Source organism: Bradyrhizobium sp. 132, from assembly GCF_023074185.1.
Taxonomy (GTDB): domain Bacteria; phylum Pseudomonadota; class Alphaproteobacteria; order Rhizobiales; family Xanthobacteraceae; genus Bradyrhizobium.
In genome coordinates this window covers 46,313-72,061 of sequence record NZ_JADPKY010000024.1, presented here as the reverse complement: position 1 = coordinate 72,061, position 25,749 = coordinate 46,313, and the positions used below count along the sequence as shown (strand labels likewise).

Below are 25,749 nucleotides of genomic sequence, written 5' to 3'. Positions count from 1 at the left end.
CGTCCTCGTCGCCTCGAAGGCCATGGCGTGCTAAGCAGGAGCCAACGGGCGAACCGCCCCTCCTCCCTGGACCAGAACATGCCGAGTTCGAAACCGCTGATGACCCAATCATCCGGCCCCATTCCCGACAGCGTCGAATCCGCACTCCGCACGCTGGAAACCGAGAGCGGCGGTATCAACGCACTCGCCGCCGCCCTGCGCGGCCCGCTTGGCGCGAGTTTCGCCAAGGCGGTCGATCTGATCCGCAACGCGAAGGGCCGCGTCATCGTCACCGGGCTCGGCAAATCGGGCCATATGGGCCGCAAGATCGCGGCGACGCTGGCTTCGACAGGCACGCCCGCCTTCTTCGTGCACACCGCCGAAGCCGCCCATGGCGACCTCGGCATGATCACCACCGACGACGTCATCATGGCGCTGTCCTGGTCCGGCGAGCAGCCGGAGATGAAGACCCTCGTGAACTATTCCGCGCGGTTCGCGATCCCGATGATCGCGGTGACGTCGAACGCCGCGTCCTCGCTTGGACAAGCAGCCGACATCGTGCTTGAGCTGCCGAAGGCGCGCGAGGCTTGCCCGCACAATCTGGCGCCGACCACCTCGACCATGATGCAGGTCGCGATCGGCGATGCCATCGCGATCGCGCTGCTCGAAGGCCGCGGCTTCACCGCGCTGGAATTCGCGCATTTCCATCCCGGCGGCAAGTTAGGCGCGATGCTGAAATTCGTCCGCGACTACATGCGCACCGGCGCGGAGATTCCGGTCAAGCCGCTCGGCACCAAGATGTCGGACGCAGTAATGGAGATGTCGGCCAAGGGCCTCGGCTGCGTCTGCATCGTCGATGATGTCGGCGGGGTTGCCGGCATCATCACCGACGGCGATCTGCGCCGCCACATGCGGCCCGACCTGCTGACGGCGTCGGTCGACGACGTCATGACCAGGCAGCCGAAAACCGTGCCGCCCTCGATGCTCGCCACCGAGATGATCGAGGTGCTCAACACCCGCAAGATCACGACGCTGGTCGTGACCGAGGCGGACAAGGTGGTGGGCATCGTGCATCTGCACGATCTGTTGCGCGCGGGCGTGGCGTAGGGCGCGCGCTCTCTCCTCCGTCATTACGAGCACAGCGGGTGGTTAGACCTAAGCGGGGAATCTTGCCGCCGTCTCCTCCAGCGGCAGCTTTAGTCCGTTCGCCAGATACGACACCGTGCGGTAGAAGCCACACAGCAGCATGATCTCCAGGATCTGCGCCTCGTCGTAATGCGCCGAGAGCGCGGCGAACTCGGCATCGTCGAACGTCGCGCGGTGATGCAGCGCATCGACGGCGGCGATCATCGCCTGTTCGGCCGGCGGCCAGCACGACGACGTCGCGTCGCCCTGCACGGTCGCACGCACCTCCGCCTCGCTGAGCCCCGCCGGCCCGGCGAAGATCACGACATGCACGCCCCATTCATATTCGCATTTGTTCAGCGCGCAGGTGCGGTCGATGACGATCTCGCGCTGGCGCAGGGACAGCGGGCCAGGATCGAGCAGGCCGCCGGCGCGGAACTTGTCCCAGGCGCGGGTGTGGCCCGCCATCACCCGGAACAGCCGCAGCGGCGGCGCGCCGCGCATGATGCGGTCGAACTGCGCCTGGATCTCCGGGGGATAAGGCGGGGTGAGCGGCGCAATGCGCGGCGGGGCCTGGGACATCGGCTGCCTCCCTTGCTACATTTACTGTAGCATCACGCTACATTATTTGTAGCAATACGCAAGAGGGCGACGATGGCGAAACAGTCCGCTTCCAGATCGCGTAGCGTCCGTGGTTCGCGCACGGGTCGACCGGTCATGGCGCTGCTCGACCTCCTGGGGCGACGCTGGAGCCTGCGTATCCTGTGGGAATTACGCGAAGCCCCCCTCACCTCGCGCGGCTTGCGCACTGCCTGCGACGAGGCCTCGCCGACCGTGCTTCAAGCGCGGCTGAGCGAGCTGCGCGAGGCCGGGTTCGTGGAGTTGGGCGAAGGTGGAGGTTATGGGCTGACGGCGCTGGGGCGGGAGCTGTGCGAGACGTTCATACCGCTGCACAGGTTTGCGGAGCGGTGGCGCAGCAAGAGAGGCGCCTAAGTCTGGCGACGCGGTCCTGACAAACTCGTCATTGCGAGCGGAGCGAAGCAATCCAGAATCTTTCCGCGGAGACAGGCTGGATTGCTTCGCTTCGCTCGCAATGACGGGGAGACAACAGCTACGTCGCCGCCACCGTCAGATTCGCACCGTCCACCTGCACCACCTTCACACGTGTCCCCGCCGGCGTATCCGGGCCGGCGACGCGCCACACCGTGTCGCCGATACGCATGGTGCCGTTGCCGTCGATGATCGGCTTCTCCAGCGTGAACTCGCGGCCCAGGAGCGCGTCCGCGCGCTTGTTGAGGAAGGGGCTGGCACTCGCATCCGCCCTCGGCCGCGCGAGCCGGCGCCACACCGGCACGGCGGCGGCGGCGAACGCAGCGAACATCACGAGCTGGATCTGCCAGGACACGACAATCGCGAACGAGATCAGGCCGACCAAAATCGCGGCGAGCCCGAGCCAGAACAGGAAGATCCCCGGCGCCAGCACCTCCAGCACCATCAGGATGAAGCCGAAGATCAGCCAGTTCCAGGTGCCGAGCGATACGAACATGTCGGTCATGACACGACCTCTTTATTTTAGACGCATGCCCTTATCGGAAAACCGGTGTCCGCTTCCGGGGGTGCGCTGTGACTATCCCTGCCGTGGCGGCACCGCCGGCGGCGTGGGGCTGGACGACGGCACCGAACCGCCGCGGCGAGCGGCAGCGGCCGCGGACGCCGCACTTTCGCCGAACGTCGCCTTCGCAATCTCGCCGATGCCGGCGAGCGAACCCAGCATGCTCATCGCTTCGACCGGAAGCATGATGATCTTCTGGTTCGGCGAGTCGGCCAGCTGCCCGAACGCCTTGATATACTTGTCCGCGATAAAATAGTTCAACGCGGAGATATCACCCTTGGCAATGGCTTCCGATACCACAAGCGTCGCCTTGGCCTCGGCCTCCGCGGAACGTTCGCGGGCCTCGGCGTCGCGGAATGCAGCTTCCTTGCGGCCTTCGGCCTGGAGAATCTGGCCCTGCTTGGCGCCCTCTGCACGCAAGATCTCGGACTGGCGCTGGCCTTCGGCCGCGAGAATATCGGCGCGTTTGACGCGCTCGGCCTTCATCTGCCGGCCCATCGCCTCGACGAGATCGGCGGGCGGCACGATGTCCTTGATCTCGATGCGGTTGACCTTGAGACCCCACGGCGAGACCGCGGCGTCGACGACGCGCAGCAGGCGCTCGTTGATCTCATCGCGATGCGACAGCACCTGGTCGAGATCCATGGAGCCCATCACCGAACGGATATTGGTCATGGTCAGCACGATGATCGCCTGCTCCAGATTGGAGACTTCGTAGCTCGCCTTCGCGGCATCGAATACCTGGAAGAAGGCGACGCCGTCGACCGTGACCGTGGCGTTGTCCTTGGTGATCACCTCCTGCTCAGGTATCGAGATCACCTGCTCCATCATGTTGATCTTGCGCCCGACGCGATCGAAATAGGGCACGATCAGATTGAGCCCGGGGCTCAGCGTCTGGGTGTATTTGCCGAACCGCTCGATGGTCCAGTCATAGCCCTGCGGCACCGTTTTCACGCCGGCAACCAGCGTGACGATGACGAGCAAAACCAGAACAATCGCGAAAATGTCGAAACCGCTCATATTTCCTCCGAGGCGGGAAAAGGTCTTTCCCGCGCTGTCATTGGTCGGGAATGCGACCCCACCGGTTCAGCGGTCGCGACTCACGTCGGCATTGGCGCGATTCTGCACAAGACGCAGGGAGAGGGAATGGCCGCGATTATGTATTTGCGAGGCGCTCTTGAAAGCGTGCAGGCGCAGACCTAGCGGCGGACGTTAACGAATCCAGCCATGCCAGCGGTCGCAGCCGAATTCTATTCGATGACCTCGTTCGCGGTTGCGAGCAGGCTTGGCGGAAGCGTGACGCCGATTGCCCTGGCCGTCTTCAAGTTGATCGCCAGCTCGAACTTGGTCGGATTCTGGACCGGGAGGTCGGCCGCTTGCGCACCCTTCAGGATGCGGTCGATGTAGGAGGCGGCGCGGCGGAGCTGCTCGGCACTGTCGGTGCTGTAGGACATCAGCCCGCCCTCGTCGACGAAGGTGCGGCTCCAGAACACTGCCGGCACGCCCGCTTCACCGATCGCCGCCAGGAGGTGCGCGCGGTTGGCCATGGTGAAGAAGTCCGGCAGCACCAGCAGTCCGCCGTCCTTTCGCGAGGCCAGCGCGGCGATCGAGGCGGTGTCGTGCACGGGCGCAGGCTCCACCGTCACATGGAGCGCGCGGCCCGCGTCCTCGATGGTGCGCAGCATCAGCGGCGCGAACGGCGCGGTGGCGGGATTGTAGACGACGAAGACACGGGACAGTTTTGGCGTGACCTGCGTCAGCATCTCCAGCCATTTGCCGGCCAGCGGGCCGTCGTAATCGGTGAAGCCGGTGACGTTGCCGCCGGGATGGGCGAGATTCTGGACGAAGCCCTGGCTGACGGGATCGGTGACGACGGCGAACACGATCGGGATCGTCGTGGTGCGCCGGCGCAGCTCCTCCACCGAGGGCGTTCCGACCGCAAGCAGGATGTCGGGCTTGAGCGCCACGAGTTCGTCGGCGAGTTGCGCGATGCGCGCGCGGTCGCCGCCGCCGTTACGCCAATCGATCTTGAGGCTGGCGTGCTCCTTCCAGCCATGGCCGGCGAGCGCCTCGACCAGGATGGCGCTTCGCGTCTGCCCGATCCCATCGTCGGCCGCAGTGACCGAGAGCACGCCGAGCCGCCGCGTCGCATTCGGCTGCTGCGCCAGCGCTGAAGCCGGCAGCGCTGCGGTCATCCCAAGGAGCGCCAGAATCTCGCGGCGGTTCATGGGGCGCTCCTCAGATCCAGCCCTGAAGCTCGCGCAGCACCAGCGTCCGGATCACATCCATGCCGGGATCGCTGTCGTTGAGGCAGGGGATCGCGGAAAACTGCTCGCCGCCATTGTGCTTGAATATCTCGGCATTTTCCTGCGCGATCTCCTCCAGCGTCTCCAGACAGTCGGCGGAAAAGCCGGGCGTCACGACCGCGATCCGGCGCACGCCCTCTTTCGCCAGACGCTCCATGGTCTTGTCGGTGTAGGGCTGGAGCCACTCGTCGAATCCGAAGCGCGACTGGAACGTCAGCAGCAGTTTCGTCTCGTCCATGCCGAGCCGGCGTCGCAGCGCCTCCGTCGTGGCCACGCATTGGCCCTGATAAGGATCGCCCTTGTCCACGTAGGCCTTCGGCATGCCGTGGAATGAGGCGACGATCAGCTCCGGCTTGAACGGCAGGCTCGCCAGATGCGTCTCGATCGAGGTGGCGAGCGCCTCGATATAGGCTTCGTCCTCATAGTAAGGCGGTGTCACCCGCAGCGTCGGCTGCGCGCGCAGCCGCGCAAGCACGCGAAACACCTCGTCGCAGACGGTGGCCGATGTCGCGGCGGAATATTGCGGATAGAGAGGTACGGCAAGGATGCGATCGCAGCCCTTCGCGATCAGCGCATCAACGCCCGACTTGATCGAGGGATTGCCGTAGCGCATCGCCCACTCCACCGTGACGTGGTCGCGGTCCGACAGCATGGCTCCGAGCTTGTCGCTCTGCGAGCGCGTGATGGTCTTGAGCGGCGACTCGTTCCTCTGGGTGTTCCAGATCTTGAGATAGTCGCGCGCCTTGGCGCGGGGGCGGGTGCGCAGGATGATGCCGTTCAGCACGAACTGCCAAATCAAGCCCTGATCCTCGATGACGCGGGCGTCCGAAAGGAACTCTTTGAGATAGACCCTCACACCCGGCGCATCGGCCGTATCAGGCGTGCCGAGATTGACCAGCAGCACGCCGACGCGCGGCAGACCGGACCGGACGGCCTGCTTCGCGGCTGCGATGGGGGCAATTGTCGTCATGTATCGTTGGGTCGCGCGTTGCTCCGAACTTGTCAAGATGAGGCCTGTTTCGCTAGGGTCGCACTCAAGCGGGGAGAGGAAAGATGACGCTCGCGGAATGGTGCGTCTTTGGAGCATTGCTGCTCTATCTGTTAACGATCGGCTCGATCAAATGGATCAGATTTCGCAGCTTCGACAATTCGCGGCCGCGTGATCCCGCCTTCTATCAGGACGCCATCGCGCAGCGCGCGCTCGGCGCGCACCAGAACGGCATCGAGACCTTTCCGTTCTTTGCTTTCGCAGTGCTGCTCGCCGAATACAGGGATTCGCCGCAGCGCCTGGTCGACGAGCTCGCGGCGCTGTTCCTGATCGTGCGGATCGCCTATGTGCTGACCTATCTCGGCAACCGCCCGACGCTGCGCTCCATCCTTTGGAGCATCGGCTTTGCGATCAATCTCGGGATCTTCTTCATGCCGGTGTTGAAGCGGTTTCTGCCGGTGTGACGCGCCGTGTCCCGGACGCGGTGCAGCGCGCTTGCGCTGCTCCGCAGAGCCGGGACCCAGAAGGCCACCCGCTACCCTACGGAGACATGGGCCCCGACTCTGCAGCGCACCGTCGAAGGGACGCTGCGCTGCGTCCGGGGCACGAGAGTCTTGCTCAAAAACACGTCGTCCGCTCAGCCGCGATGTAACCCAACAACAGGCCGGCGCCGAACAGCAGCACGAGGCCGGCGGCGGCGAATTCGATGCCGCGCATGAACAGCGCACCACCGCCGTCGCGCCCGGCGCTGAGGCGGGCGGCGATGTCCTTGGCGGAGACGGCGACCACCGCGATGGCGGCGACCGTGATCGCGGTGCCGAGCCCCATCAGCAAGGTCGCGGCGATGCCTGCCCAGAACAGACCTTGGGCCAGCGCGAACACCAGCACCAGGATCGCGCCCGAACAGGGGCGGATGCCGACGGTCAGGATCGCGCCGAAGCCGCGTCCCCAGCCGCCGGGGCCGGCGAGCTCGCTCGGCGCGGGACCGTGGGAATGGCCGCAATGCTCGTCATGGACGTGGTCATGCTCGTGGTGATGATGGGCGTGCGCGTGGTCGTGACTGTGATCATGGGGTCGATGATCATGCGCATCGTGATGATGGTGGCCGTGATCATGGTGGTCATGCGGCACGCCCGCGATCGCCGGCACTGGCTGAACTGCCTGGAGGGCACGGATGAAAGTGCGGCCCTTGACCCAGACCAGGCGCAGGCCGAACAGCGCGATCAGGGCATAGCTTGCGATCTCGATCGCGCCTTCCGCCTTGCACATGGTCTTGGCGGTCGCATTCAGCACCCAGGCCGAGACGCCGACGATCAGGATCGCCACCAGCGACTGCATCAGCGCCGAGGCAAATGACAGCACGATGCCGCGCCGGGCGGTCTCACGATTGGCGACGAGATAGGAGGCGATCACCGCCTTGCCGTGGCCGGGGCCGGCCGCGTGGAAGATGCCATAGGCGAACGAGATGAAGAGCAGCGTCCACACCGCCGAGCCGTCGGACTTCGCGGCGCGGATGGTCGCCGACATCTGGCGATAGAATTCCGACTGTTTTGCCAGGAGCCAGCCGATGACGCCGTTGGCCTCGGGGGCTGCTGGCTGGGTGGTGCGCGGCGCGCCGAACGGGTTTTGCGCGAGGAGATCGTGGAGCGCGGCATCGACCACGCTTACGACCAGCACAATGGCGGCGCAGGCGAGCAGCCCGCGGGCGAGCGGGGAGAGTTGCGGCTTCAAGGGCAATCCACCGTGATCTTGTTGGCGAACATCATGCCGAAATTCGAGTTCTCGCCGTTCATGAAGGTCTGCTCGTTGAGCTTCTGGGCGGTGGCGGAGCCGTCACTGGGCCGATCAAGCTTCATCTGGCAACCGGCGGGCGCGCCGACCAGCTTGACCGGATTGTCCTTGGCCATCTGGAAGTCGATGAAGAAGGAGCGGTCGAACACTTCGAGCACCAATTGCCTTGGCTTGACCGGGTTCTTCAGCGGCAGCGTGAAGTGCAGCGTCAGGACCGTGTCCTTGTAGTCGAGGAAGTAGTCGACCGGCTCCTGGAATCGCTCCTTCTTGCCGTCGGCTCGCGCAAAGGTGAAGTAGGCATATTCCTTCAGCGATTCGACATTGGTCTGCGCCAGCGGCCCGAGCTCCTCGCGCGTATAGGCGCCCTTGGTCTTGCTCTCGAGCCCTTGCACCGCATAGGCCGAGAACATGTCGTCAAACGTCCAGGAGTGGCGGACGCCGGTGATGGTGCCGTCCTCAGCGTAGAGCAGCTCGCTCGTCGCCGTAATCCAGACATGCGGATGCGCGCTCGCCGTTCCTGCCGCAAGCGACAGGGCGATGGCGAGCAGCAGTCCGAACAGGGCACGCATGCCCATCAGGCGACCTTTGCGTCGTCGAGCAGACCGCGGCGGCGCAGCAGCGCGTCCGGCTCCGGCGGGCGGCCGCGGAACGCCTCATAGGCAACTTCAGGATCGACCGATCCACCCGAGGAGTAGATGTCGTCGTGCAGGCGCTTGGCGACCTCAGGATCGAAGATGTTGCCGGCCTCCTCGAACGCACCGAAGGCGTCGGCGTCCATCACCTCCGACCACATGTAGCTGTAATAGCCCGCGGCATAATGATCGCCGGTGAAGATGTGACCGAACTGGGTCGGCCGGTGGCGCAGCGAGATCTCCTCGGGCATGCCGATCTTCTCCAGCTCCTTCTTTTCGAAGGCGCGGACATCCTGCGCGGCGGAGGCCGGCTGGGTATGGAATTCGAGATCGACCAGCGCCGAGGAGACGAACTCGACCGTGGCAAAGCCCTGGTTGAATTTTCGCGCGGCAAGGAACCGTTGCAGCAGATCGTCCGGCAGCGGCTCGCCGGTTTGGTAGTGGCGGGCGAATTGCTGCAGCACCTCGGGCCGCTCCTGCCAGTGCTCGTAGAGCTGCGACGGCAGTTCGACGAAGTCGGTGAACACGGAGGTGCCCGACAGCGACGGATAGGTCACGTTGGAGAGCATGCCGTGCAGGGCGTGGCCGAACTCGTGGAACAGCGTGCGGGCATCGTCGGGCGACAGCAGCGAGGGTTCCCCGCCTGCGCCCTTGGAGAAGTTGCAGATGTTGAGGATCAGTGGCGCGACCTCGCCGTCGAGCTTCTGTTGATCGCGCAGCGAGGTCATCCAGGCGCCGGAGCGTTTCGACGTCCGGGCGAAGTAGTCGCCATAGAATAGCGCCTTGTGCTTGCCGTCCTTGCCCCTCACCTCCCAGACCCGGACATCCGGGTGCCAGACCGGAACGTCCTTGCGCTCGGCGAAGGTGATGCCGAACAGGCGCGTGGCGCAGTCGAAGGCGGCGGCGATCATGTGGTCGAGCGCGAGATACGGCTTGATCGCAGCGTCGTCGAAATTGGCCCGCCGAAGGCGCAGCTTTTCGGCGTAGAAGCGCCAATCCCAGGAGGCGAGCTTGAAATTTCCGCCCTCTTCCGTGATCAGCGCCTGCATGTCGTCGCGGTCGGCAAGCGCGCGCGCCCTGGCCGGCTTCCAGACCCGCTCCAGAAGGCCCCGCACCGCTTCCGGCGTCTTGGCCATGGAATCCTCGAGCCGGTAGGCTGCGAAGGTCGGATAGCCCAGCAGATTGGCGCTTTCCTCGCGCAGCTTCAGGACCTCGACGATGGTCGCGTTGTTATCGTTGGAATTGCCGTTGTCGCCCCGCGCGGTGAAAGCCTTGTAGACCTTCTCGCGCAGGTCACGTCGGGCCGAGCTCTTCAGGAACTGTTCGACCGAGGAGCGCGACAGGGTGACGATGGCCTTGCCGGCCATGCCACGTTCTTCTGCCGCAGCCTTGGCGCTGGCGACAAAACTCTCCGGCAGGCCCTGGCGGTCGGCCTCGCCGAGCTCCATGAACCACTCCTGCTCGTCGCCGAGCAGATGATGGCTGAAGCTGGTGCCGAGCTGGGCGAGCCTCTCGTTGATCTCCGCCATCCGCGTCTTGGCCTCTTCGGAGAGGCCAGCGCCCGAGCGGTGGAAGCGGGTGTAGGTGCGCTCGAGCAGGCGGAGCTGTTCCGGTGTCAGACCGAGATTGGCGCGGTTCTCGTGCAGATGGGCGATGCGGCCAAACAGCACGGCGTTCATCATGATCGGATTCCAGTGCCGCGCCATCCGCAAGGAAACCTCTTTGTCGATCTCCAGGATGGCCGGATTGGAATGCGCCGAGACGAGGTCGTAGAAGACGGAAGCGACCTTGCTGAGCAGTTTGCCCGAGCGCTCCAGCGCCGTGACGGTGTTGGCGAAGTCGGCTGCGGCCGGATCATTGGTGATCGCCGCGATCTCCGCGGAGTGATCGGCGAAGGCCTGCTCGAAGGCCGGGAGGAAGTGCTCCGGCTTGACCTCGTCGAAAGGCGGGGTCGCAAACGGCGTCACCCAGGCCTTCAGCAGCGGGTTGGTCTCGGAGTCCGTAGTTTGGCGGGGTTCTGACATCACACGTCCCGATTTTCGAGCCCGAATTGTTGCGGCCAGCTATAGCACGCGATGGGGCTTTTTTGGGCCATTTGCCCTTGCTCCCGGCCGCCGTTTCGAGGAGATTGCGGCCCTCCAAGCCTAGGGACCCCTGAGCTCATGAACGCGCCTTCCTCGTCTTCCCGTCGGATCGTCTGGCCGAGCGTCATCACTGTCATCAGCGCCGCCATCCTGATCGGCGCCGAGGTGTTCGGCGCGGCGTTTGCCGGCGGATGGGCGCTCGCGATCCTGTTCGGGCTCGGCGACCAGGGCGCACATATCCTTCAGGCCGCGCTGTTCGCGCTCGGCGTGTTCGTGATGACCGCCTTCATCCGCGCGGCTCAGCGCGTCGAGCCCTTCACGAAGCGCAGCTGACGCTTCTCACGCGCGCGAGGGACACGCGCGCGCAGAAAACTTAACGCGCGTTCATCTTTCGCGCTGCTCGCGCAACACTGCGCAAGCAGATGTTAGGCAAATCTGTTCTCAGCCTAAAAAATCTCTTGCGAACCAGAGTCAAAACACCTATTTGCGGATTGCCCAATTTCGCACGTGCCTGTGGTCGTGTGTCAGTCGGTAGGTATCCGGACAAGAGGCCGGACAGCCGCCAAGGGGTGAAGAAGCCGAGGGGCTCTTCGGAAGTGCGGAGGTCGCGAGGCCTGAGCAAACCCGGAGCGTCCAGCATCTCTCTCAAAGAGATGCCTTGTCGAAGGTGACTTCACTTTTTGCAACCGTGACTGGCAGCCGGAGGCGAACCGGCGCACCCCGCTCTCAACGGGGGACGCGACTTAAAGCAACGACGGATCGGGCTTTTTTGGTCTCTACCGGCATTCCAACGCCGGCGCGGGCTACTGAAAAGGCTTGTCCTTCATTGCCAGGTGTGCGGGCGGGAACATTTCCCAACCAATCCACGGCAGCACAGTCTGATGTGAGTCTTTGGCTCGTCGCGCCTCCATCGCGCGATCTGGCCGGAGCGCTCTTATCCGACGTCATTTTTTGAACGGATCCCGTCGCTGGGCCGTTTGGGAGAGTGCTATGACCGATCGTATCCAGGAATTCCTGCGCAACCGCCGCAAGGATGGCCTCGACACCGAGCCGTGCCTCGTCGTCGACCTCGAAGTCGTGCGCGACAATTACCAGACCTTTGCCAAGGCGCTGCCCGACAGCCGCGTGTTCTATGCCGTCAAGGCCAACCCGGCGCCGGAAGTGCTGGCTTTGCTGGCGTCCATGGGCTCCTGCTTCGACACCGCGACGGTCGCCGAGATCGAGATGGCGCTGGCCGCCGGTGCGACGCCCGACCGCATCTCCTTCGGCAACACGATCAAGAAGGAGCGCGACATCGCGCGCGCCTTCGCGCTCGGCATTCGGCTGTTCGCGGTTGATTGCGTCGCCGAGGTCGAGAAGGTCGGCCGTGCCGCGCCCGGCGCGAAAGTGTTCTGCCGCATCCTCTATGACTGCGCCGGCGCCGAATGGCCGCTGTCGCGCAAGTTCGGCTGCGACCCGGAGATGGCCGTCGACGTGCTCGACGTCGCCAAGCGTCTGGGCCTGGAGCCGTGCGGCATCTCCTTCCATGTCGGCTCGCAGCAGCGCAAGGTGAAGGCGTGGGACCGTGCGCTGGCGATGGCCTCGCAGGTGTTCCGCGACTGCGCCGAGCGCGGCATCAACCTGACCATGGTCAACATGGGCGGCGGTTTCCCGACCAAGTACCTGAAGGACGTGCCGCCGGTGGTCACCTACGGCCGCTCGATCTTCCGCGCGCTGCGCAAGCACTTCGGCAACCAGATTCCGGAGACCATCATCGAGCCGGGCCGCGGCATGGTGGGCAACGCCGGCATCATCGAATCCGAGGTCGTGCTCATCTCGAAGAAGAGCGACGAGGACGAGGTGCGCTGGGTCTATCTCGACATCGGCAAGTTCGGCGGTCTCGCCGAGACCATGGACGAGTCGATTCGCTACGCCATCCGCACCCCGCATGACGGTGCGGACATGACGCCGTGCGTGCTCGCTGGGCCAACCTGCGACAGCGCCGACGTGCTGTACGAGAAGAACCCGTATCCGCTTCCCGTCACGCTCGAGATCGGCGACAAGCTGCTGATCGAAGGCACCGGGGCCTATACGTCGACCTACTCGGCGGTGGCGTTCAACGGCATCCCGCCGCTGAAGACCTACCACATCTGATTTGCCACATCTGATCCGCCTCTGATCTGAGGCCTGACGAACCCGGGAGCCGGCTTGCCGGCTCCCTCCCTGACATTTCGATCTGACGACGTCTTGGATAGGCGTGCTTTTCGCACGTCGTTTCAAGCGGGGACTGACGCGCCATGACTGCTCATCGGAAGACACAGGTTGACCTCTCTTCGAAAGCCGCTCCGTTCGCGATCCGCAGCGAGCGTGCTGCCGACGTTGCGATGCGTGAAGCGCTGCTGGATGCCAGCTTTGGCGAGAACCGCCATGGCCGCACCTGCCAGCGCCTGCGCGACGGACGCGCACCAGCCGCGGGGCTTGCCCTGTCGGCAGTGCGCGGAGGGACGCTCGTGGGAACCGTGCGGCTGTGGCACGTCAGCGCTGGAGGCAGGCCCGCTCTGGTCCTCGGACCGCTGGCGGTGGACCCTGCCTGCCGCGAGCTCGGGATCGGCGCCGCGCTGATGCATCAAGCGCTGGCCGCCGCCCGGGCGCGCGGGCATGCCGCTGTGATCCTGCTCGGCGATGCCCCTTATTACGCCCGCTTCGGCTTCTCACCCGCGAAGACTGGCGAGCTGTCGCTGCCCGGCCCGTTCGAGCGCGACCGCCTGCTGGCGATCGAATTCACGACGGGCGCGCTGGACAGCGCTGCCGGGATGATCGTCCCGACCCGCGCGGCCTTGCCCAAACGCCGGGCGGCTCGCGCTCTCCAGGCGCACGCGGCTTAAGGGATTGCCGTCTTCGACGACCCAAGCCGCGGTCGTACCCACGCCCGCGCTGACGCCTGTCCCTTTGGGGTTGCGCGGGCCCGAGAAACGCCCTTTAACCCGCGGAAACGCCCCTTTCAGTCGAGGCTGAACCGATGTCCCGTCGCCTGATTTCCACCGGCTCCCCGTTCGAGAAGACCGCCGGCTACAGCCGCGCCGTGATCGACGGCGAGTTCGCCTTCGTCGCGGGAACCACCGGGTATGACTACACCACGATGACAATGCCGGCCGATGTCACGAGCCAGTCACGCAACTGCTTCAAGACCATCGAAGCGGCCCTGAAGGAGGGTGGCTTCGAGATGGCCGACATCGTCCGCGCGACCTACTACATCACCGACATCAAGGACGCAGACGCACACTTCGCCGTCTGCGGCGAAGTCCTCGGCGATATTCGCCCGGCCGCAACGCTTCTCGTCGTCTCGGCACTCTACAAGCCCGAGATGAAGGTCGAGATCGAAGTGACCGCGAAGCGCCGCGGCGCCTGATCCATCCCTCACCCTTTGTCTGCCAGTACTTTCCGGAGAAACCATCCCATGAGCCCCGCCTCGCAGATCTACGCGAAGATTACCGGTCCTATCGTCATGGTCGGCTTCGGCTCCATCGGCAAAGGCACGTTGCCGATGATCGAGCGGCATCTCGATTACGACAAGTCGCGCATCACCGTGATCGATCCCAAGGACGAGGGCCGCAAAGCACATTGCGAGAAGCACAATGTAAAGTTCGTCCAGCAGGGCGTGACCAAGGACAATTATCGCGACTTGCTGACCCCGCTCCTCACTGAAGGCGGCGGCCAGGGCTTTTGCGTCAATCTTTCGGTCGATACCGGCTCCACCGACATCATGGAGCTCTGCAACGAACTTGGCGCTCTTTACATCGACACCGTCAACGAGCCCTGGCTCGGCTTCTATTTCGATTCGTCGAAGGGCCCGGAAGCGCGCTCCAACTACGCCCTTCGCGAAGCGACGCTGGCCGCCAAGAAGGCGCGCCCCGCGGGCTCGACGACGGCGGTCTCCTGCTGTGGCGCCAATCCCGGCATGGTCTCTTTTTTCGTCAAGCAGGCGCTGCTCAACGTCGCCGCTGATCTGAAGCTTAATGCTCCCAAGCCGAAGACCAAAGCCGAATGGGCGGATCTGATGCGGCAGGCTGGCATCAAGGGCATCCACATCGCCGAACGCGACACCCAGCGCTCCAAGACGCCGAAAGAGCCTGATGTCTTCGTCAACACCTGGTCGGTGGAAGGTTTCCTGTCGGAAGGCGTGCAGCCGTCCGAACTCGGCTGGGGCACCCATGAAAAATGGATGCCCGAGAACGCGCACACTCACGAAGCCGGGTGCGGCGCCGCCATCTATCTGATGCAGCCCGGCGCCAACACGCGCGTGCGCACCTGGTGCCCCACCCGCGGCGCGCAGTACGGCTTCCTCGTCACCCACAACGAGTCGATCTCGATCTCCGATTACTTCACGGTGCGTGACGGATCGGGCACAGCAATCTATCGGCCGACCTGCCACTACGCCTATCATCCGGCTGACGACGCCGTGCTGTCGCTGCATGAAATGTTCGGCCGCGCAGCGAAGATGCAGGAAAAGCACCACATCCTCGATGAGAACGAAATCGTCGACGGCATCGACGAACTCGGCGTGCTGCTGTTCGGCCATGACAACAATGCCTACTGGTACGGCTCGCAGCTCTCCATCGAAGAGACCCGCAAGCTTGCGCCGTATCAGAACGCCACCGGCCTGCAAGTGACCTCCGCCGTGCTCGGCGGCATGGTGTGGGCGCTGGAAAACCCGAACGAAGGCATCGTCGAAGCCGACGAGATGGATTTCGATCGTCTGCTGGAGATCCAGATTCCGTATCTCGGCCCGGTAAAGGGTTTCTACACCGACTGGACGCCGCTGACGGATCGTCCGGGACTATTTCCGGAGGACATCGATACGAGCGATCCCTGGCAGTTCCGGAATGTTCTGGTGCGGTGACAACCCAGCCGTCATGGCCGGGCTTGTCCGGACAAGCCCGGCCATGACGCTGCAACTACGAGTTCGCTATTTCTCTTTGATCGGCGGCGCGATCTTCTCGGCAGGTGCCGGCGGCAACGCTGGCTTAGCCGCGCCCGCCGCGCCTTGCGTCTGCGGATCGGGGCGCGCGGGCTCCGGGGCCGGCGTGGTCGGCCGATTACCGCCGGGCCTGGCTTCCGCAGGCTTGTTCTGATCGTCCGACGGCGCGCCCTGGAGTGGCTGCGTCACCTGCGCCGTTTGCATGCGGATCTCGGCGCGGATTTGCGCCAGCGACATGCCTGACACCACGACGCCTGCTGCGAACAGCGAGCACGCGATTATCAGGTCGAACTTCAGTCTGCGCTTGTCACTATTGCCGGTCATATCGATCACCGCATTTGTCCGCGGTATCAACGAACTTGCCCCCACCCCGGTTCCGCTGCCGGAAAGGCGGGAACCTGCCGCCCGCGAGCCAAATTGCCGCGCTTACTCCGTGGTGCTGACTTCCCACGTCGCATGCCGCACGCCGGGCAAGTGCTGGAGATCGGTCGCCGCCATGTTCAGTTCGTTCGGATCGACCGCGGTCGCGACCAGCTTGGCGACGATCTCCAGAATGTCGTCGCCGATCTCGACCACGTGGACGTCGGCTACCGGATATTTTGCGGCCTCGAGTTTCTCGACCAGGCGGTCGCGCATGTCGGGTAAGACGTCGGCCGCGACCGCGAGCTTGAAGTAGTAGGTCGCCTCGGAGGCCTTTTCGTTCAGCGGGATGCGGTTGATGGCGTTGACCAGCGGACGCAGCATGGTGTTGCCGGCAATCACGAACACCGTCAGCGCCGCGGCCTGCGCGACCATGTCGGCGCCAGCGCAGGAGCCGACCGCGGCCGAAGCCCACAGCGTCGCCGCGGTATTGAGTCCGCGCACATCCATCCCCTGCTTCATGATGACGCCGGCGCCGAGGAAGCCGATGCCCGAGACGACGTAGGAGATCACCCGCACCGCACCGTCAGCGCCGGTCAGGTGCATCGCGAGATCGACGAAGGCGGCGGCGCCGACCGCGACCAGCACATTGGTGCGCAGGCCCGCAGTGCGCTGGCGATACTGCCGCTCGGCACCGATCAGCGTGCCCAGCACGAAAGCCGTGAACAGGCTGACCAGCGTGTCGGCAAAGTCTGCAATCTGGAAGGTCGTGAGAAACCGCATGGCCCCATCTACGGTCAGAACGATGACGGCTTAAAGCTCCAGAAGCCCGCCGTCCCCATTTTCATCCGCGAACGCCAGCAGAGTCCCCTTGGCGTTCCAGGCGAGCGCAGCCATGGGCGGGGTGCCGTTGCGGCGAACCAGGATTTCCGCGCCGTCCTCCAGCCGCACCATCAGCACGGTGCCGTCGCTGTAGCCGGCGGCGAAGATGTCGTTCTTGGGGTGACAGGCAACCACCGACACGCGGGCCTGCAACGGCGCGAGCATCGCAGGCTCCTTGCCCATCGGGCCGTCCTTGCTGGCGAACGGCCACAGAATCACGGTGTCGGCGCCCGAGGTCGCCAGCGCCTTGCCGCCCGCGCTCCACGACATCGAGCGGACGCGTCCGGGATAGCCGGTCATGCGCATGTGCCTGTTGTCGGCGAGCCGCCAGCCGTGCAGCGCCGACTCATGCATCGTGGTGACCAGAAATTTGTTGTCCGGGCTGAAGGTGACGCCGAGATGCGAACCGGCCCAGGGCAGGAATTCGGCCGACGCCGCCATGTTGGGAAACCACAGCGTCGCGCCGTTGTAATGGGCGATCGCGAGCCGCAGGCCCTTCGGTGCGAACGCAAGCCCGCCGACGGTCGAGGGCACATCGATCGACTTCTCTTCTTGCTTGCCGCTCTTGACGAAAGCCGTCTTGCCGGCCGACCAGGCGTAGGCACCGTCCGGATGCAGCGCCACCGCATCGATCCAGCGCCGCTTCGGGTCGGTCGCAAGCAGCGTCACCGCGCCCTTGGCGTCGAGCGACACAACCTTGCCGTCGTCGCCGCCCATCACGAGGCGCTTGCCGTCGGAAGCGGTCGAGAGAATGCCGCCGCTGTGCACGGCGACCGTGCTGATCTCGCCCTGGCCATCCACGAACGCGACGTTCTCCTCGCCGCCGACGAAGGCGGCGCGGTCGCCAAGGAAATGGACCGCGGTCACGCCCATGCCGAGCGCAACCGGCTTGACGCGGTCGGTGACGGAGACGATCGAGGCGGAATCGGGGGCCGGCGTGAACTCTTTCATCACGAGACGATGCAGCTCTCAAAACCCTGGCGAATGAGATCTTGGGGCAATTCGCGGCCGATGAAGACGAGGCGGCTCTCGCGCGGCTCGCCGTCCTTCCACTTCCGCTGGTGGTTGCCCTCCAGCATCATGTGGACGCCCTGAAAGACGTAGCGGTCGTCATCGTCATGGAAAGCGAGGATGCCCTTGGAGCGCAGGATCTTGCCACCCTCCACCTGCACCAGGTTCTGGAGCCAGGGCATGAACACGTTCGGGTCAAGCGGCTTGTCGGACTTGAGCGAGAGCGACTGCATGTCCTCGTCGTGATAATGCTTCAGGCCGTGGCCGTGATCATGGTGGTGATGGTCATGCCCGTGATGATCATGGTCATGGTCATGATCATGATCATCGGCCTTCAGGAAATCCGGCTCGATGTCGAGGATGCGGTCGAGGTCGAACGCACCGCGATCAAGCACGTCGGCCAAAGCTACCGAGCAGCGCTCGGTGCGATGGAGCTTCGCATAGGGGTTGATGCCGCGGATGCGGGCCTCGACCTCGGCAAGCTCGGGCTTGGTCACGAGATCGGTCTTGTTCAGCACGATGACGTCGGCAAAGGCGATCTGGTTCTTGGCCTCGGGCGCGTCCTTCAGACGGTCGGACAGCCATTTGGCGTCCGCAACCGTCACGACCGCATCGAGCCGCGCGTTCTTCTGCACGTCCTCGTCGACGAAGAAGGTCTGGGCGACCGGGGCCGGATCGGCAAGGCCGGTGGTCTCGACGATGATGGCGTCGAACTTGCCCTTGCGCTTCATCAACCCGTCCAGGATGCGCACGAGGTCGCCGCGCACAGTGCAGCAGATGCAGCCGTTGTTCATCTCGAACACTTCCTCATCGGCGCCGATGATGAGGTCGTTGTCGATACCGATCTCGCCGAATTCGTTGACGATGACCGCGTATTTCTTGCCGTGGTTTTCCGACAGGATGCGGTTCAAAAGCGTGGTCTTGCCGGCACCGAGATAGCCGGTCAGGACGGTCACGGGAATTTTCTGGGAGGTCGCTTCAGACATAACAACTCCGGACTTCGGGCTTTACGCGCGACGCGAGGCGGGTGGCCCCTGCCCTAGTGGTCAAGCGCGCTGGTCAGGGCCTTTATATTGTGCCTGACCATATCAATGTAAGTGGGTCCAGGCCCCTTTTCGCCGGTCAAACCGTCCGAAATCAGGGTCCCGCCGACTTTTGAGCCGGTCTCCGCCGCGATCCGCCGGATCAGCCGGTCGTCACTGATATTTTCCAGGAACACGGCCGGGATTTTTTGGGCCTTGATCTGGCTGATGATGGTGGCGATGTCCCGCGCACTGGGCTCGGTTTCCGTGGAGACGCCCAGGGGCGCGATGAACTGGACGCCGTATTCGGCGGCGAAATAGCCGAAGGCGTCATGGGTCGAAATCACCTTGCGCCGCTCCGGCGGGATCTTGGCAAGGGCCTCGCGGACCTCGCGGTCGAGCATTTCGAGCTTTTCCAGATAGGCCTTGGCCTGGGCGCGGAAGAACTCCGCGTCATCGGGGTCGGCCGCGGCAAGCGCATCGGCGATGCCGGTGACGTAGATTTTGGCATTGGGGACGGACTGCCAGCCATGCGGGTCGGCGGCAGAGCCGAGCTTGAGCGGCGCGATGCCGGCGCTCGCAGTCACGACCTGCGCCTTGGCTCCGGAGGATTGCACGAGGCGCGGCAGCCAGCCCTCGAGGCCAAGCCCGTTGACGATGACCAGTTTTGCGTCCGCGATCCGCTTCGCGTCGCTGGGGGCCGGCGTGTAGACGTGCACGTCGCTGTCGGCCCCGACCAGAGTCGTCAGATTGATACGGTCGCCGCCGACATTGCGAACGAAATCGCCCAGGATCGAGAAGCTCGCGACGACATTGAGCCGCTCCGCGGCGTGCAACGGCGAGGCGATCAGCAGCAACGCAAAGAGCAGAAGGAAGCGCATCGCTGTCACGCTTCCAGATGCCGGCCGGGAAATAGTTGCCTGACAACACCGCCGACGCGGCCGAACAGGACGGAGACCATGTAGAGCGCGCTCGCCACCAGAATGATCGCAGGGCCCGACGGCACGCGGGTCTGAAACGACAGCACGAGGCCAGCATAGCCGGAGACGGTGGCAGCGACGACCGCGATGCAGATCATCACCGTGAGATCGCGCGACCAGAACCGCGCGATGCCGGCCGGCAGGATCATCAGGCCGACCGCCAGCAGGGTACCGAGCGCCTGAAAGCCATTGACGAGATTGATGACGACGAGCGCGAGGAAGGCGAGATGCGCAGGTCCGCCGGCACGACTGACGGTGCGCAGAAATAACGGATCGACGCTCTCGATCACCAGCGGCCGGTAGATCACCGCGAGCACCAACAACGTCACTGTGGCGTTGAAGGCGACGACCAGCAGCGTCTGGTCGTCCATCGCGAGGATGTTGCCGAACAGCACGTGCAGCAGGTCGATATTGGTGCCCTTGATCGAGACGATGGTCACGCCCAGCGCCAGCGAGGCCAAATAGAAGGTCGCGAGCGAGGCATCCTCCTTCAGCCCGGTCGAGCGCGCGACGAGGCCTGCGAGGATCGCGACGGCAAATCCCGCAATCAAGCCACCGGCCGTCATCGCGAACAGGTTGAGACCTGACAGCAGGAAGCCGACCGCCGCGCCCGGCAGGATCGCATGCGCCATGGCGTCGCCGACCAGACTCATCCGCCGCAGCATCAGGAACACGCCGATCGGCGCACCCGCGAACGACAGCGCGATGACGGCGGCAAGCGCGCGCCGCATGAACTCGAATTCGGTGAACGGGCCGATCAGCGCGTCATAGATCATCGGATATCAAGCCGCCCGCGAGCGGGCATCATCGGCCGAACAGGCGGCGGCGCTGTCGTCGAAGGCTTCGCACATGCGCATCGCGACGATCAGGTTTTCCGGCGTCAGAACCTCCGCCGTCGGTCCCCACGCCACGGGGCCGCGCGCCAGCACCAGCGTCTCGCTGAAATGGTTACGCACCATCTCCATGTCGTGCAACGCGGCGAGCACGGTGCGGCCCTCGCCGTGCCAGTGCTTCACCAGCGCCAGCAGATCGACCGTGGTCTTGCTGTCGATGGCGTTGAAGGGCTCGTCCAGCACGATCAGCCGCGCGTCCTGGAGCAGCACGCGCGCGAACAGCACGCGCTGCATCTGGCCGCCCGAGAGTGTGCCGATCGGGCGGTTTTCGAAACCGTTGAGGCCAACGGAAGCGACCGCGCGGAGGATCTTTTCGCGCGCGGCCTTGCCGATGCCGCCGAACAGGCCGGTCCCACGCCACAGTCCGGTGCCGACGAAGTCGAGCACCGAGATCGGGAAGCTGCGGTCGATCTCCGCGCTCTGCGGCAGATAGGCGATATCACGGGAGTCGAGCCCACCGAGATGGATGCTGCCGTCGAGCGGCTTGAGAATACCGACGATACCGCGCAGCAGCGTCGACTTGCCGGCGCCGTTCGGGCCGATCACGGCCAGCAGCGCGCCCGGCGCGACCTCACCATTGAGGTGGTGCACGGCCGGATGCCGGTCATAGCCGAGCGTGACATTGTGGAAATGCAGTCCCGCCATGGTCACCTCATCGCCAGCCACACGATGCCCCACAGCACCGCGCAGACGGCAAGCGCGGCCGCGAGGCGGCTGGCCATGGTCATGCGCAGGATCGACCAGTGCGCCGCCTGGGCCGGATGCGGCACTGCTGCGTCATGGACATGGGCGTGTGTATGGTCATGCCCATGGGAAGGGGCATGGTCATGGGCGTGGCCGTGAGGCTGGGTGTGGGACGCGGCGGGAACCATCCGGGAACGTTATATTATAACATTATCTCTGTCCACGCCCCGGCTCAGGGCTTGCCGATCACCATCGCGATGGCGGCGGCCACGAAGGGGAACGGCACCGAAACCGCGCAGCGGAACCAGACGAAACGGGCCGGCATGAACGGGATTTCCCACAAGATCACGCGTTGGAAGGCGAACAGCGCCCACGCGACGACATAGGCGACCACCTGCGGGACGCCGCCGCCCGACTTCAGCGCCACCGTACCGATGGAGAACCCGATCACCGGGCCGCCGGGCGTCGCGGCCCCGGCGACTACGGCGGTTGCGACCCCGAGCCAGCCGCTATCGGGGCCGAGCCAGCCGCTGATCACCTCCTGCGGGATGATGGCGGCGATGTAGCCGGAGCCGATCACCCCGAGCGCGATCCGCGGCACGATGTTGATGAAGTCCATGGAGCCTTCGCGCAGCGAGGCCTTGAACACCGGAGGCCCGCGGCGGAAGGCGATCAGGCCGACGCCGAAGACCGAGCCCCACAGCAGCATATCGATGAGAAGCGCCGCGCTCATGTCTCGTCGTCCTTCATGGCCGGCTTCGGATAGAGCCGGACATAGACAAAGCGGCCGAGCGCGCCGGCGAGCACCGGCAGCGGCAGCGAGATGATGATGCGCCACAGCGTGAAGTCGGTGCCCATGATCGGGATTTCCCAGGCCACCGCCCGGCCATAGCCGATCAAGGTCCAGCTCACGACCATGGCGATGACGGCACCGAAATCGGCGCCGACGGCGAGCAGCGCGCTCGCCACCGGATAGGCGGTGAAGGGACCGCCGGGCAGGATCGCGCCGAAGGCGGTGCCTATCAGAAGGCCCTTCAGGCCGGATTTCGGCCCGAGTGAGCGCGAGACTTTTTCGTGCGGCAGGATTTCCGAGATGAACGCGCCGAGCAGGCAGCCGGCCAGCACGCGCGGCAGGATGCCGCCGAACAGCGAGAGATCGTGGGTGAGAATTTCGAGAACGCCGTCGGTGCCGTCACGCCGCCAGACCAGCGCCGCGCTCACCGCCACCAGCACCGCGATCATGATTGTCGACCAGCCGATCGGCTTGCGCACGCGGCCCGGCCGCGGCTCGGACTCCACGTCGTCAGCGGGCGGCGGGTCTTTCTGGGAAGGTCCTGACAACGGGCTCGTTCGGCTCGAGGGTGATGCCCGTCCTGATTAAGGACGCCGTCCTCGCGATGCAAACAGTACCGGCGGCGGGAGCGTTGCGCCCCCTGCGCAGAGCCATGCGAGGCACAGACGAACTCCGTAAAGCATCAAAGGCGGCCGCGCATGCGACCGCCTTTTCAATCCCGTCATTCAGGAGCGGCAAAGCCGAACCCGAATGCTTGAAGCCTCAGGCCTTGTCGAACAGCGACTCGACGTATTCCCAGTTCACGAGGTTCTCGACGAACGCCTTGAGATAATCCGGACGACGGTTGCGATAGTCGATGTAGTAGGAGTGCTCCCAGACGTCCACGCCGAGGATCGGGGTGGCGCCGTGCACCAGCGGATTCTCGCCGTTCGGGGTCTTGGCGATCTCCAGCTTGCCGTTCTTGACCTGGAGCCAGGCCCAGCCCGAGCCGAACTGACCGACGCCCGCCGCCTGAAAGTCCGTCTTGAACTTCTCGAAGCCGCCGAGGTCCTCGTTGATCTTCTTCTCGAGCTTGCCCGGCAGCTTGGTGCCGCCGCCATTGGGCTTCATCCAGTTCCAGAAGTGGAGGTGGTTGTAGTGCTGGCCGGCATTGTTGAACACTGCGGGGTTCTTGCCGAACGAGCCCTTGACGATCTCCTCAAGGGACTTGTCTTCCCATTCGGTGCCCTTGAGCGCGTTGTTACCGTTGGTGACGTAGGCCTGATGATGCTTGTCGTGGTGGAATTCGAGCGTTTCCTTCGACATGAATTGCCCGAGGCCGTCATAGGCGTAAGGGAGTGGGGGCAGCGTAAAGGTCATGGGTTGTTGTCCGCGACTGATGGTGGAACGAGACTTAACGGTCACCCCTTATAGAAGGTTCCTTTGCCGTTAAATACCGCGAATTTGCCAAAACGGGTGATGCGGACGCTTGGCCGGATTGCATAAAATCGTCGCAAGGATCTGGAGCGTTTCAACCGGGCCTTAAAATGTCATTGCCTTTGAGGTGCTTATGGCAGAACGAACGCACTGACAGGGCGGAGATGCAAAAGAGAGAGCCATGAGCATCGAGATCGACATTTTGAACGGCGACGCCTCGTGGTCGATCGCGGAGCCGCTGCACAGCGCGGTCTGGCCGCGCCACAGCGTCGAGAAGCAGCCCTGGGCTCACGTCAAATGGGCCAATGCCGACCTGCGCGTGCTGATCGAGACGCCCGAGGATGGTCTCGTCTGCCATGTCGGCATCTACTTCCGGACAGTCACCTGGAACGGGCAGAAGGTTCACGTCGGCGGCATCGGCGGCGTCTGCACCCGCGAGGACCGCCGCGGCCGCGGCTACGCGACCATGGCGATCGACGCCGCAGTGCACACCATGCGCGCCAACGAGGCGGTCCGCTTCGCGCTGCTGTTCTGCGAGCCGCATAATTTTGCGTTCTACGAGGCTCGCAAATGGAGGCCCTTCACGGGCGAAGTCTATTGCGAACAGCCGGAGGGGCGAATCCGGTTCGACGCCATGGCGCCCTACGTCTTCGACATCGTCCGCGCGCCGACGCTGGGCGCCATCGACCTATGCGGCCTGCCGTGGTGAGCCCTGCGTGACGGCAGGTTGGTTCCGGCGCCGCACGCCCTATAATATGTCGAACATCATCTAATATTCCGCGCGGTAACACATGACGATCGACGCCTCCGTAGACGCCGTGCCGCCGCGTGCCCCGGTCGCCTCCTCAATCGCCAGTCTTTTGACGGCACCGATCCTGCCGACGCTGCTGCAGCTCGCGATTCCCAACATGATCGCGATGGCCGGCAGCACGCTGGTTGCGATCGCCGAGACCTCCTATATCGGCCGGCTCGGCACCATTCCTCTGGCCGCCATCGCGCTGGTGTTTCCGTTCGCGATGCTGACGCAGATGATGAGCGCGGGCGCGATGGGCGGCGGCGTCTCGTCCGCGATCAGCCGCTCGCTCGGCGCGGGAGATCGCGACCGCGCCGCGACGCTGGCGCTGCATGCCGCCATCATCGGCATCTGCGGCGGGCTTTTCTTCACGGTAATGATGCTCGCCTTCGGCCGCTCGTTCTTCATGCTGCTCGGTGGGCGCGAGCGCGTGCTCGAGGAAGCCAGCGGCTATTCGCAAATGCTGTTCTCAGGCGCGGTCGCGATCTGGCTCGTCAACACGCTGGCCTCGGTGATCCGCGGCACCGGAGACATGCGCCTGCCCTCGATGACCCTGATCGGGGCGAGCGTGCTCCAGATCGCGCTCGGCGGCACGCTCGGGCTCGGCCTGTTCGGCGCACCACAATTCGGCATGCCCGGCGTTGCCGCCGGCCAGCTGGTCGCGTTCAGCTGCGCCGCGATCTTCTTGCTCTGGTATCTCCTGTCCGGGCGCAGCCGGCTGCCGCTGAAGGTCCTCGACTTCCATTTCGAGCGCGCAATGTTCTTCGACATTCTCAAAGTCGGGGCGGTGGCTTGTCTGTCGCCGCTCCAGACCGTGTTCACCATTTTGATCTTCACGAGGATCCTCGCCACCTTCGGCACCGAGGTGCTCGCCGGTTACGGCATCGGCTCGCGCCTGGAATTTCTACTGATCCCGATCACCTTCGCCTTCGGCATCGCCTCGGTCCCGATGGTCGGCTTGGCGATCGGCGCGGGGCAGTTGAAACGCGCGCGGCGCGTGGCCTGGACTGCAGCTGCGGCCTCGGGACTCACAGTCGGCCTGATCGGCGTCGTCATCGCGTTCGAGCCGTCGCTGTGGGTCGCGCTGTTCACGAGGGACCCCGGCGTTACCGCCGCGGCGCACAGCTACTTCCACTGGGCCGGCCCGGCCTTCGTGTTCTTCGGTATCGGCGTGTCGCTGTATTTCTCCTCGCAAGGCGCGGCGCGCGTCGGCGGTCCCGTGCTCGCCTCCACCGCGCGGCTTCTGATCGTCGCGATCGGCGGCGTTGGCCTCATGATGGCGCAGGCCCCGGCCTGGACCCTGTTCGCGCTGATCGGCGGCGCCATGGTCGTGTTCGGGCTTTCGACCGCGGCCTCGGTCGCCTTCGTGCGCTGGGACAAATGAGCGCAGGTGAATAAGCGCAGGCAAGTAAGCGCAGGAATGTGATTCCATCCAGCGTTG

The 25,749-nt window shown here is 64.7% G+C and carries 29 protein-coding genes; 10 read left to right on the top strand and 19 right to left on the bottom strand.

What is annotated here, in order from left to right; all coding sequences use genetic code 11:
* Nucleotides 1-78: 78 nt before the first annotated feature.
* A complete protein-coding gene (locus tag IVA74_RS02790; RefSeq protein ID WP_247339662.1) occupies nt 79-1,086 on the top strand; it encodes a KpsF/GutQ family sugar-phosphate isomerase in 1,008 nt (335 codons plus the stop codon).
* Nucleotides 1,087-1,134: 48 nt separating this feature from the next.
* Here IVA74_RS02790 and IVA74_RS02785 read toward each other — a convergent pair whose 3' ends face one another.
* Nucleotides 1,135-1,686: a carboxymuconolactone decarboxylase family protein gene (locus tag IVA74_RS02785; RefSeq protein WP_247339660.1), complete on the bottom strand. Its 552-nt coding sequence runs from the start codon at nt 1,684-1,686 to the stop codon at nt 1,135-1,137.
* A gap of 72 nt (nt 1,687-1,758) precedes the next feature.
* On the opposite strand from IVA74_RS02785, the gene IVA74_RS02780 reads away from it, so the two are divergent.
* A complete protein-coding gene (locus tag IVA74_RS02780; RefSeq protein WP_247339658.1) occupies nt 1,759-2,097 on the top strand; it encodes a winged helix-turn-helix transcriptional regulator in 339 nt (112 codons plus the stop codon).
* A gap of 118 nt (nt 2,098-2,215) precedes the next feature.
* Here IVA74_RS02780 and IVA74_RS02775 read toward each other — a convergent pair whose 3' ends face one another.
* The 4 genes from IVA74_RS02775 to hemH form a co-directional block, all read right to left on the bottom strand.
* A complete protein-coding gene (locus IVA74_RS02775) occupies nt 2,216-2,659 on the bottom strand; it encodes an NfeD family protein (RefSeq protein WP_247339656.1) in 444 nt (147 codons plus the stop codon).
* A 72-nt stretch (nt 2,660-2,731) separates the two neighbouring features.
* On the bottom strand, nt 2,732-3,736 hold the full coding sequence (locus tag IVA74_RS02770; RefSeq protein ID WP_247339654.1) for an SPFH domain-containing protein: 1,005 nt from the start codon (nt 3,734-3,736) through the stop codon (nt 2,732-2,734).
* A gap of 230 nt (nt 3,737-3,966) precedes the next feature.
* Entirely contained in the window at nt 3,967-4,944 is a 978-nt protein-coding gene (locus tag IVA74_RS02765; RefSeq protein WP_247339652.1) for an ABC transporter substrate-binding protein, read from the bottom strand.
* Between the two features lie 10 nt (nt 4,945-4,954).
* A complete protein-coding gene (gene hemH, locus IVA74_RS02760) occupies nt 4,955-5,992 on the bottom strand; it encodes a ferrochelatase (protein WP_247339650.1) in 1,038 nt (345 codons plus the stop codon).
* 83 nt (nt 5,993-6,075) lie between these two features.
* On the opposite strand from hemH, the gene IVA74_RS02755 reads away from it, so the two are divergent.
* On the top strand, nt 6,076-6,474 hold the full coding sequence (locus IVA74_RS02755) for an MAPEG family protein (protein ID WP_247339637.1): 399 nt from the start codon (nt 6,076-6,078) through the stop codon (nt 6,472-6,474).
* A 154-nt stretch (nt 6,475-6,628) separates the two neighbouring features.
* Here IVA74_RS02755 and IVA74_RS02750 read toward each other — a convergent pair whose 3' ends face one another.
* Genes IVA74_RS02750 through IVA74_RS02740 form a run of 3 tightly spaced genes read right to left on the bottom strand, consistent with a single transcriptional unit; the run spans nt 6,629 to nt 10,457 of the window.
* Complete coding sequence (locus tag IVA74_RS02750) at nt 6,629-7,741, bottom strand: nickel/cobalt transporter (protein ID WP_247339634.1); 1,113 nt, start codon at nt 7,739-7,741, stop codon at nt 6,629-6,631.
* A complete protein-coding gene (locus IVA74_RS02745; protein ID WP_247339633.1) occupies nt 7,738-8,376 on the bottom strand; it encodes a DUF1007 family protein in 639 nt (212 codons plus the stop codon). The genes IVA74_RS02750 and IVA74_RS02745 overlap by 4 nt, the downstream gene beginning before the upstream one ends.
* Nucleotides 8,376-10,457 carry a M3 family metallopeptidase gene (locus tag IVA74_RS02740; RefSeq protein WP_247339631.1) on the bottom strand — a complete coding sequence of 694 codons (2,082 nt, stop codon included), beginning with the start codon at nt 10,455-10,457 and terminating at the stop codon, nt 8,376-8,378. The genes IVA74_RS02745 and IVA74_RS02740 overlap by 1 nt, the downstream gene beginning before the upstream one ends.
* Nucleotides 10,458-10,595: 138 nt before the next feature.
* On the opposite strand from IVA74_RS02740, the gene IVA74_RS02735 reads away from it, so the two are divergent.
* The 5 genes from IVA74_RS02735 to IVA74_RS02715 all read left to right on the top strand — a co-directional run bounded on the left by IVA74_RS02735 (nt 10,596) and on the right by IVA74_RS02715 (nt 15,396).
* The gene (locus IVA74_RS02735; protein WP_247339629.1) at nt 10,596-10,850 is read left to right on the top strand and encodes a hypothetical protein; all 255 of its coding nucleotides are present in this window, start codon (nt 10,596-10,598) and stop codon (nt 10,848-10,850) included.
* Nucleotides 10,851-11,507: 657 nt separating this feature from the next.
* Nucleotides 11,508-12,650: a type III PLP-dependent enzyme gene (locus tag IVA74_RS02730; protein ID WP_247339628.1), complete on the top strand. Its 1,143-nt coding sequence runs from the start codon at nt 11,508-11,510 to the stop codon at nt 12,648-12,650.
* Between the two features lie 143 nt (nt 12,651-12,793).
* Nucleotides 12,794-13,381, top strand: coding sequence for an N-acetyltransferase (locus tag IVA74_RS02725; RefSeq protein WP_247339626.1), 588 nt, complete (start codon nt 12,794-12,796; stop codon nt 13,379-13,381).
* Between the two features lie 134 nt (nt 13,382-13,515).
* Complete coding sequence (locus tag IVA74_RS02720; protein WP_247339622.1) at nt 13,516-13,905, top strand: RidA family protein; 390 nt, start codon at nt 13,516-13,518, stop codon at nt 13,903-13,905.
* Nucleotides 13,906-13,953: 48 nt separating this feature from the next.
* Nucleotides 13,954-15,396: a homospermidine synthase gene (locus IVA74_RS02715; protein WP_247339619.1), complete on the top strand. Its 1,443-nt coding sequence runs from the start codon at nt 13,954-13,956 to the stop codon at nt 15,394-15,396.
* Nucleotides 15,397-15,462: 66 nt separating this feature from the next.
* On the opposite strand, the gene IVA74_RS02710 is transcribed toward IVA74_RS02715, so the two are convergent.
* From IVA74_RS02710 to IVA74_RS02660, 11 genes are all read right to left on the bottom strand, one after another.
* On the bottom strand, nt 15,463-15,798 hold the full coding sequence (locus tag IVA74_RS02710) for a hypothetical protein (RefSeq protein ID WP_247339618.1): 336 nt from the start codon (nt 15,796-15,798) through the stop codon (nt 15,463-15,465).
* Between the two features lie 102 nt (nt 15,799-15,900).
* Nucleotides 15,901-16,617 carry an MgtC/SapB family protein gene (locus IVA74_RS02705; protein ID WP_247339616.1) on the bottom strand — a complete coding sequence of 239 codons (717 nt, stop codon included), beginning with the start codon at nt 16,615-16,617 and terminating at the stop codon, nt 15,901-15,903.
* Between the two features lie 30 nt (nt 16,618-16,647).
* On the bottom strand, nt 16,648-17,667 hold the full coding sequence (locus IVA74_RS02700) for a WD40 repeat domain-containing protein (RefSeq protein WP_247339813.1): 1,020 nt from the start codon (nt 17,665-17,667) through the stop codon (nt 16,648-16,650).
* Nucleotides 17,667-18,713 carry a GTP-binding protein gene (locus IVA74_RS02695; protein ID WP_247339614.1) on the bottom strand — a complete coding sequence of 349 codons (1,047 nt, stop codon included), beginning with the start codon at nt 18,711-18,713 and terminating at the stop codon, nt 17,667-17,669. The genes IVA74_RS02700 and IVA74_RS02695 overlap by 1 nt, the downstream gene beginning before the upstream one ends.
* A 53-nt stretch (nt 18,714-18,766) precedes the next feature.
* Nucleotides 18,767-19,630: a zinc ABC transporter substrate-binding protein gene (locus IVA74_RS02690; protein WP_247339612.1), complete on the bottom strand. Its 864-nt coding sequence runs from the start codon at nt 19,628-19,630 to the stop codon at nt 18,767-18,769.
* A gap of 5 nt (nt 19,631-19,635) precedes the next feature.
* Nucleotides 19,636-20,505 carry a metal ABC transporter permease gene (locus tag IVA74_RS02685; protein WP_247339610.1) on the bottom strand — a complete coding sequence of 290 codons (870 nt, stop codon included), beginning with the start codon at nt 20,503-20,505 and terminating at the stop codon, nt 19,636-19,638.
* Between the two features lie 6 nt (nt 20,506-20,511).
* Nucleotides 20,512-21,267 carry an ABC transporter ATP-binding protein gene (locus IVA74_RS02680; protein WP_247339604.1) on the bottom strand — a complete coding sequence of 252 codons (756 nt, stop codon included), beginning with the start codon at nt 21,265-21,267 and terminating at the stop codon, nt 20,512-20,514.
* Between the two features lie 2 nt (nt 21,268-21,269).
* Nucleotides 21,270-21,494, bottom strand: a complete 225-nt coding sequence (locus tag IVA74_RS02675) for a hypothetical protein (RefSeq protein ID WP_247339603.1) — start codon at nt 21,492-21,494, stop codon at nt 21,270-21,272.
* A gap of 44 nt (nt 21,495-21,538) precedes the next feature.
* Nucleotides 21,539-22,039 (bottom strand): hypothetical protein, encoded by a 501-nt coding sequence (locus tag IVA74_RS02670; RefSeq protein WP_247339602.1) that lies wholly within the window; start codon nt 22,037-22,039, stop codon nt 21,539-21,541.
* Entirely contained in the window at nt 22,036-22,647 is a 612-nt protein-coding gene (locus IVA74_RS02665; RefSeq protein ID WP_247339601.1) for a permease, read from the bottom strand. Before IVA74_RS02665 ends, IVA74_RS02670 begins: the two co-directional genes overlap by 4 nt.
* Before the next feature lie 214 nt (nt 22,648-22,861).
* On the bottom strand, nt 22,862-23,458 hold the full coding sequence (locus IVA74_RS02660; RefSeq protein WP_247339596.1) for a superoxide dismutase: 597 nt from the start codon (nt 23,456-23,458) through the stop codon (nt 22,862-22,864).
* Nucleotides 23,459-23,696: 238 nt separating this feature from the next.
* Here IVA74_RS02660 and IVA74_RS02655 point away from each other — a divergent pair, with 238 nt between their 5' ends.
* A complete protein-coding gene (locus IVA74_RS02655) occupies nt 23,697-24,224 on the top strand; it encodes a GNAT family N-acetyltransferase (RefSeq protein ID WP_247339595.1) in 528 nt (175 codons plus the stop codon).
* 82 nt (nt 24,225-24,306) lie between these two features.
* Nucleotides 24,307-25,692 carry an MATE family efflux transporter gene (locus IVA74_RS02650; RefSeq protein WP_247339594.1) on the top strand — a complete coding sequence of 462 codons (1,386 nt, stop codon included), beginning with the start codon at nt 24,307-24,309 and terminating at the stop codon, nt 25,690-25,692.
* Nucleotides 25,693-25,749 lie beyond the last annotated feature (57 nt).

Coding starts and splice junctions, on each gene's coding strand:
- IVA74_RS02790 (WP_247339662.1), top strand. CDS start 79: ATGCCGAGTTCGAAACCGCTGATGACCCAATCATCCGGCCCCATTCCC.
- IVA74_RS02785 (WP_247339660.1), bottom strand. CDS start 1,686: ATGTCCCAGGCCCCGCCGCGCATTGCGCCGCTCACCCCGCCTTATCCC.
- IVA74_RS02780 (WP_247339658.1), top strand. CDS start 1,759: ATGGCGAAACAGTCCGCTTCCAGATCGCGTAGCGTCCGTGGTTCGCGC.
- IVA74_RS02775 (WP_247339656.1), bottom strand. CDS start 2,659: ATGACCGACATGTTCGTATCGCTCGGCACCTGGAACTGGCTGATCTTC.
- IVA74_RS02770 (WP_247339654.1), bottom strand. CDS start 3,736: ATGAGCGGTTTCGACATTTTCGCGATTGTTCTGGTTTTGCTCGTCATC.
- IVA74_RS02765 (WP_247339652.1), bottom strand. CDS start 4,944: ATGAACCGCCGCGAGATTCTGGCGCTCCTTGGGATGACCGCAGCGCTG.
- hemH (WP_247339650.1), bottom strand. CDS start 5,992: ATGACGACAATTGCCCCCATCGCAGCCGCGAAGCAGGCCGTCCGGTCC.
- IVA74_RS02755 (WP_247339637.1), top strand. CDS start 6,076: ATGACGCTCGCGGAATGGTGCGTCTTTGGAGCATTGCTGCTCTATCTG.
- IVA74_RS02745 (WP_247339633.1), bottom strand. CDS start 8,376: ATGGGCATGCGTGCCCTGTTCGGACTGCTGCTCGCCATCGCCCTGTCG.
- IVA74_RS02740 (WP_247339631.1), bottom strand. CDS start 10,457: ATGTCAGAACCCCGCCAAACTACGGACTCCGAGACCAACCCGCTGCTG.
- IVA74_RS02735 (WP_247339629.1), top strand. CDS start 10,596: ATGAACGCGCCTTCCTCGTCTTCCCGTCGGATCGTCTGGCCGAGCGTC.
- IVA74_RS02730 (WP_247339628.1), top strand. CDS start 11,508: ATGACCGATCGTATCCAGGAATTCCTGCGCAACCGCCGCAAGGATGGC.
- IVA74_RS02725 (WP_247339626.1), top strand. CDS start 12,794: ATGACTGCTCATCGGAAGACACAGGTTGACCTCTCTTCGAAAGCCGCT.
- IVA74_RS02720 (WP_247339622.1), top strand. CDS start 13,516: ATGTCCCGTCGCCTGATTTCCACCGGCTCCCCGTTCGAGAAGACCGCC.
- IVA74_RS02715 (WP_247339619.1), top strand. CDS start 13,954: ATGAGCCCCGCCTCGCAGATCTACGCGAAGATTACCGGTCCTATCGTC.
- IVA74_RS02710 (WP_247339618.1), bottom strand. CDS start 15,798: ATGACCGGCAATAGTGACAAGCGCAGACTGAAGTTCGACCTGATAATC.
- IVA74_RS02705 (WP_247339616.1), bottom strand. CDS start 16,617: ATGCGGTTTCTCACGACCTTCCAGATTGCAGACTTTGCCGACACGCTG.
- IVA74_RS02700 (WP_247339813.1), bottom strand. CDS start 17,667: ATGAAAGAGTTCACGCCGGCCCCCGATTCCGCCTCGATCGTCTCCGTC.
- IVA74_RS02695 (WP_247339614.1), bottom strand. CDS start 18,713: ATGTCTGAAGCGACCTCCCAGAAAATTCCCGTGACCGTCCTGACCGGC.
- IVA74_RS02690 (WP_247339612.1), bottom strand. CDS start 19,630: ATGCGCTTCCTTCTGCTCTTTGCGTTGCTGCTGATCGCCTCGCCGTTG.
- IVA74_RS02685 (WP_247339610.1), bottom strand. CDS start 20,505: ATGATCTATGACGCGCTGATCGGCCCGTTCACCGAATTCGAGTTCATG.
- IVA74_RS02680 (WP_247339604.1), bottom strand. CDS start 21,267: ATGGCGGGACTGCATTTCCACAATGTCACGCTCGGCTATGACCGGCAT.
- IVA74_RS02675 (WP_247339603.1), bottom strand. CDS start 21,494: ATGGTTCCCGCCGCGTCCCACACCCAGCCTCACGGCCACGCCCATGAC.
- IVA74_RS02670 (WP_247339602.1), bottom strand. CDS start 22,039: ATGAGCGCGGCGCTTCTCATCGATATGCTGCTGTGGGGCTCGGTCTTC.
- IVA74_RS02660 (WP_247339596.1), bottom strand. CDS start 23,458: ATGACCTTTACGCTGCCCCCACTCCCTTACGCCTATGACGGCCTCGGG.
- IVA74_RS02655 (WP_247339595.1), top strand. CDS start 23,697: ATGAGCATCGAGATCGACATTTTGAACGGCGACGCCTCGTGGTCGATC.
- IVA74_RS02650 (WP_247339594.1), top strand. CDS start 24,307: ATGACGATCGACGCCTCCGTAGACGCCGTGCCGCCGCGTGCCCCGGTC.